This is a genomic window from Variovorax sp. P4_D9, assembly GCF_056401695.1.
In genome coordinates this window covers 1-5,283 of record NZ_JBFUIU010000627.1, presented here as the reverse complement: position 1 = coordinate 5,283, position 5,283 = coordinate 1, and the positions used below count along the sequence as shown (strand labels likewise).

At 61.7% G+C, this 5,283-nt stretch carries 5 protein-coding genes and 1 pseudogene; 1 reads left to right on the top strand and 5 read right to left on the bottom strand.

Annotated elements, in window-relative coordinates; genetic code table 11:
• The first annotated feature begins 222 nt into the window (after window positions 1-222).
• Complete coding sequence (locus AC1DY5_RS40915; protein ID WP_478120159.1) at window positions 223-1,812, top strand: amidase family protein; 1,590 nt, start codon at window positions 223-225, stop codon at window positions 1,810-1,812.
• Between the two features lie 30 nt (window positions 1,813-1,842).
• Here the strand turns inward: AC1DY5_RS40915 and AC1DY5_RS40910 are convergent.
• The 5 genes and pseudogenes from AC1DY5_RS40910 to AC1DY5_RS40890 all read right to left on the bottom strand — a co-directional run.
• Window positions 1,843-2,212: pseudogene (locus AC1DY5_RS40910) on the bottom strand (dihydroxy-acid dehydratase domain-containing protein); the annotation flags it as partial.
• Between the two features lie 192 nt (window positions 2,213-2,404).
• Window positions 2,405-3,385: a flavin reductase gene (locus tag AC1DY5_RS40905; RefSeq protein ID WP_478120158.1), complete on the bottom strand. Its 981-nt coding sequence runs from the start codon at window positions 3,383-3,385 to the stop codon at window positions 2,405-2,407.
• The gene (locus AC1DY5_RS40900) at window positions 3,382-3,747 is read right to left on the bottom strand and encodes a VOC family protein (RefSeq protein ID WP_478120157.1); all 366 of its coding nucleotides are present in this window, start codon (window positions 3,745-3,747) and stop codon (window positions 3,382-3,384) included. The genes AC1DY5_RS40905 and AC1DY5_RS40900 overlap by 4 nt, the downstream gene beginning before the upstream one ends.
• Before the next feature lie 8 nt (window positions 3,748-3,755).
• Window positions 3,756-4,541 (bottom strand): SDR family NAD(P)-dependent oxidoreductase, encoded by a 786-nt coding sequence (locus AC1DY5_RS40895; RefSeq protein ID WP_478120156.1) that lies wholly within the window; start codon window positions 4,539-4,541, stop codon window positions 3,756-3,758.
• 75 nt (window positions 4,542-4,616) lie between these two features.
• Window positions 4,617-5,283 (bottom strand): LLM class flavin-dependent oxidoreductase (locus AC1DY5_RS40890; RefSeq protein WP_478120155.1); only part of this gene is annotated, 667 nt, incomplete at its 5' end.

Sequence of the window (5,283 nt, the reverse complement as noted above, 5' to 3'; positions counted from 1 at the left end):
AACCAGACGAGTGCCCCATCTGCCCACAATGTCCGCGGAGCGTTCGTCGCGGCTTCTCGGGGCGACTTCTGAATACGTCTTTGAAGATGACCAGTTATTAATAAGCCAAACCCAGCTGGAGAAGGCGCGAGACATCCGGGCCGCAACCGAGCTTTTGAGGTTCGTCTGCGCAGAAAGGACTCCCTGTCGCTACGGCGGTTTGGCACGTGGAAGTGCTCGGTCTTGGGCTCGTTGCTTCTCCGGCGGCCCATGCGGCGACCAACTTGGCAAGCACAGGCGATCGACCTGGCAGTTTGCATCGAGCGCGAATCGCCCTTCCGGACTAATCTGAAGGTCCACCATGACTTGAAACGTTCTCATATGCAGACGACTACTGACTCCCTGAATTCTTCATTGCATGAACTGTCAATCACCGACGCGGCGGTCGCGATCCGGACAGGATCGATCTCTGCATCGGACTACGCTACAGCGCTCCTGAAGCGCGCGCACGCTCTCGCAGATCTACGCGCCTTTATCACGCTCGATGAGGACACCATTCTTGAAGCAGCAAGACAGGCCGACCTCGAACGGCATGCGGGAAAGGACCTTGGTCCGCTTCACGGCGTCCCTATTGCGATCAAAGACAGCTTCAACACCCGCGACGCGCCGACCTCATTCGGAACCAAGGTGCTGGCGACTCATCAGCCCTCTGAGGACGCCTCCGTCGTTAAGTCGATTCGCGAGGCTGGCGCGATCCCATTTGGAAAGAACAATCTCGTCGAGATGTCGTACGGACTCACCGGCCTGAACGCACATTACGGTCAGGTCAAGAATCCCTACGACCTGACCCGCGTCACTGGTGGCTCCTCAAGCGGTGCAGGAGCCTCTGTCGCTGCCAGGATCGTACCGGCCGCGCTCGGCGGCGACACAGTCGGATCGATCCGCGTTCCATCCTCCCTTTGTGGCGTCGTAGGATTTCGACCTTCCACAGGACGATGGTCGGGCCGTGGGATTGCCCCCATCTCGCATACGCTCGATACGCCCGGGCCCATGACTCGGACGGTGGAGGATTGCGCCTTGCTGGATGCGGTGGCTACCGGACGAGTATTGACATACAAGCCTTCGGTTCAAAACCTCATCGGACTTCGTTTTGGCTTCGCTCCCAAGCAGCATCTGGAGCTAATCGATCCAGAAGTTGAAAGGTCCTTTCTCGACACTCTGAACAAATTTCGGGACGCGGGGGCCGAGATTGTTGAGATCGATCTTGGCGAAGATTTCTCAACCTTGGCGTACCAGGCGAACTGGCCGATCTTTTTTGCCGAAACCATGCCTCACGTCACTGCGTTCCTGAAGGAACAGAAGATCCCAGTGTCGTTTGAAGAGATCTATGCTGGACTTGGGCGGAATGTGAAAGCCTTTTGGGCCGATAGCGTAGTCGCGAATAGCCCTAATGCAATCTCCAAGGAGATGTACTCTAGGTCACTCAATATGCAGCGCACGGAGCTGCAGCTAAGGTACGCCGACGCCTATCGTTCCAATCAGATAGATGCATTGCTCTTCCCCACAACGCCAACCATTGCTCCCCTGATAGATGAGCAAGTGCCCTTCGTCATTGCTGGGCAGGTTGTGGACCGCATGCTCTTGGCCAAGAACGTCTACCCTTCCAGCTGCGCCGGGCTACCGGGAATCAGTCTACCCATTGGGCTGTCCTCGTCCGGACTTCCCATCGGAATGGAGATAGACGGCCCATCGGAGAGCGATGAAAGCATCCTGGATATCGCTGCGCGGATCTCCGCAATCATCGGTCACCTTCCGGCGCCGAAAACGATCTGAATCATTGATGCAGATAGGACACGACTTCTTCTCCTCGGTGCCCATCGACATGAGGTTGCGCAGGTACATGCTGGTCGGCGCGGCGAAGCTCTCATGGATCCGAGATGGTCGGGAACTCCATCGGCAAGCCGCCGGCCAGCATCACCCCCCGCTTGACCGCCTCGATGAGCTGGGGCGCGTTGCCGTGGCAGGCGTTGTAGGCACTACCCGTGTTGGCGATGCCCACCACGGGGCGGTCGAGCGCCGTGTCGGTGTAGCCCGCACCCTTGATGAAGGCCTTGCGCAGGAACAGGGAGAAGTCCTGGTCGCCGTAGCCTGGTTCTTCAGGCCGGTCGGCGGCTTGCCATGACGTTGTTCCGCTTGGTTGATGACGCCCGCTTCGGGTCGTCCTCGGTATCATCTCCCAAATCAATCAACCAACCGAGATGGGTGGCGCTCGAGTCTTGCCGTCCGCAGCCCCGGCCGATTCACGTTCACGCATCCACGCGACCTCATTCATTGCACGACCTGGGCCTCCCACTGACCTCCTGTCGAATTGTCAGTTCATCAACGAGATAGGCCGCGGCGCCAATCGCATCTTGACCCCAGGGGTTCAGTTTTCGATCGGCACCGATACGGCGCCCCCATCGACCCGCGCACCGTCGTCCTTGCGCAACATCGTGATCAGTTCGTCCAGCGCACCCACGGCGCCCTCCGCGTCCCGAACCCGCAGGCAGTGGACGACCTTGCGTCGAAGCGGGAACACGTCGGGCCTGGGACGCACCGGTATCACGTGCGTCATGCGCTCGCGCAACACGGCCGTCATCGTCTGAGCCATGAGTCGCAGCGCTTCGTTGTGGCCAGCCAAGGTGATCGACGAAAAGAAGCGCGCTGTAGCCTCGATGCGCAACGGGAGCGCGTCCGCGCCCTGGTGCTGCTCGATCTCGTCCACGGCTGCCTCGATCGCGTCCACTTCCGCGTCGGTGGCCCGGTCGCAGGCCAGCCGAAGCAGCTTCCCGTAGAGCGCGCGATAGGCCTCGTCGATATCGACCGTTCCCAGTTGTCCTTCGAGCACCAGCTTGCGCAGCGACTCGGCCAGCATCATGTAGGCACCCTTGTAGAACACCAGCGCGTGGTCGGCGGAGTCAGTGGTCATGTGCTTCACCTCGCCGATGAAGATGTCGTGGTCGCCGGCCTCATGGCGGGCATGGACACGGCATTCGAAGCTGGCAAGGCAGTCGTCGATGAGCGGCGTCCCGAGCGGGCCCGGACGCCAGGCCACGCCTTCGAACTTGTCGGCGATCTTGCTCGATGCAAAACGGCCAGACAGCACGTCCTGGCTCTGCGACAGGATGTTGATGGCGAAGGCATCGGCCTCGACGAAGGTGCCCAGCAGACTGCTCGCCTTGCGCAGGCTGAACAGCACCAGGGGCGGCTCCAGCGAGACCGAACTGAACGAGTTGCAGGTCAGGCCCACGGGCTTCCCGTCTGCAGTGTGGGTCGTGATGATGGCCACCCCGGTTGGGAAGCAGCCCAGCAACTGGCGAAACAGCTTGGGATCGATGGCCTCGGTGTCCGGCGTCGGATGGCTCACGGTGTTGTCCCCTGGCGCTTGAAGAGTTGAACGATGTTGCCCTCGGGGTCGCGCAGTGACAGCACAGCGCCATGCGAGCCCATGTCCCGTGTGCCGAGCACCTCGCCGCCCGAGGCGGTGACACGCTCCGCGGTGGCCGCGAAGTCGTCCACCTCGAACACCATGACGACGCCGGAGGTCGCCGGCACGGCTTCTTCGCGGCAAGCCAACGCGACGCTGGTGTTGCCCACCCCGTACTGGATCCAGCGGTCCTTGTCGCGGAACTTGAGCTGGAGCCCGAGTGCCGATTCGTAGAAGGCATGGAGTTCGGCGGGCCGTTCGGCCACCACGAACACGTTCTGCAGGCGTTTTGGCGATTCCATGGTTTGGCTCACTGTTCGGTCTTATAAAGATTGGTCAGCGATGCCTTCAGGAAGCCACCGTCGACCACGATGTCCTGCCCGTTGATGTACGTGGACGCATCGCTCGAGAGGAAGCACACGGCATCCGCGATGTCCGCAGGGAGGCCGAGGCGCCGGGCAGGAATTCTGGAGGTGCGGTTCTTCAATGTGTCCTCATCGCGATAGTGCACCTCCGACAAGGGGGTGCAGATCATGCCGGGGCTGACGGAGTTCGCGCGAATGCCGCGCGGACCCCATTCCACGGCCATCTGGCGGGTCAGCGCCCGCATGGCGGCCTTGGTCGGTCCGTAGGCGCCGACCCGCGTGGGCACCTGCGCGGCGATCGACGCCACGTTGATGATGCTGCCCGCCTGCTGGTCGAACATCATCGGCACCAGCGCCTGCGCGCACAACAAGGCGCCGCGCAGGTTCACCCTGAAGATGCGGTCCCAGACGTCGATCGGGAGGTCCTCGAGTGCCACGGGCGACGCGGTGATGGCCGCGTTGTTCACCAGCACGTCGCAACGACCGAAACGCGAACGCGTCAGTTCTGCCATCGCGGCGATGGACGCAGGGTCGGCGATGTCGCAGTGCACGGTCAGCAATCCATCGGCCTCGGTGGGCGCGGCCGGATAGCTGATGTCGACCTGCACCACCTTTGCGCCGATCGACCGAAGATGTTGGCAGATGGCGAGGCCCAGGCCTCCGGAGGCGCCGGTGACCACGGCCACCTTGCCCTGCAAGGCGTTGTTATCGAAAGTGGTGGGAGAGAGCATCGGTGACAGAGCGAGTGGCAGTGCGAAGGACGCCTGAGGCGGCGTCATGAAAAAGAGAGTGGCTCCGGATGCGCTTCAGGCAGCCACGGCGTTCATCGATTCGACTTCCTTGCGGATCGCCGGGATGATCCGTTCGCCCCACAGCTCGATCTGCCGCAGCATCGTCTTCTGGTCGAAATCGCCCAGCTGCGTCTGCAGCGCGATGTGCTTGGGCCGCAGGATGCTGATTTCTTCCAACATCTTGTCGATCACCTGGTTGACCGAACCCACCGGCAGGTTCTTGCGCAGTTGTTCGAAGCTCGGGTCCGTGGGCGAGGGCACTTCCTTCACCATGTAGCCATCGTCCGATTGGGCGCGACGGAACTTTAGGCTCTCCGAGATGCGGCGCTGGAAGCGCGCGTTGTCCAGGTAGGCGTCGATCTCGGACTGGTTGTCGGAGGCAAATGCGCAGCGCAGAAAGCCGAACTTCACGTCGTCATCGAGATCCGCGCCGTTGTCATGTGCCACCTTGTCGAGGCGCTCGCGCAGGGCCACGATCGCATCCGTGCCGTTGAGGAGTGCCGTCACGAAGAGGTTGTGGCCTTCGCGCACGCCCCGACCCAGGGTGACAGGGTTGCCCGAGGTGATCCAGAGCGGAGGCATCGGATCTTGCACGGGACGCACGGCGATGGAACTGGGCGGCAGCTTGAGGTACTTGCCATCGTATTCAACGATCTTCTGGGTCAGGCCCTTGGGGATGATG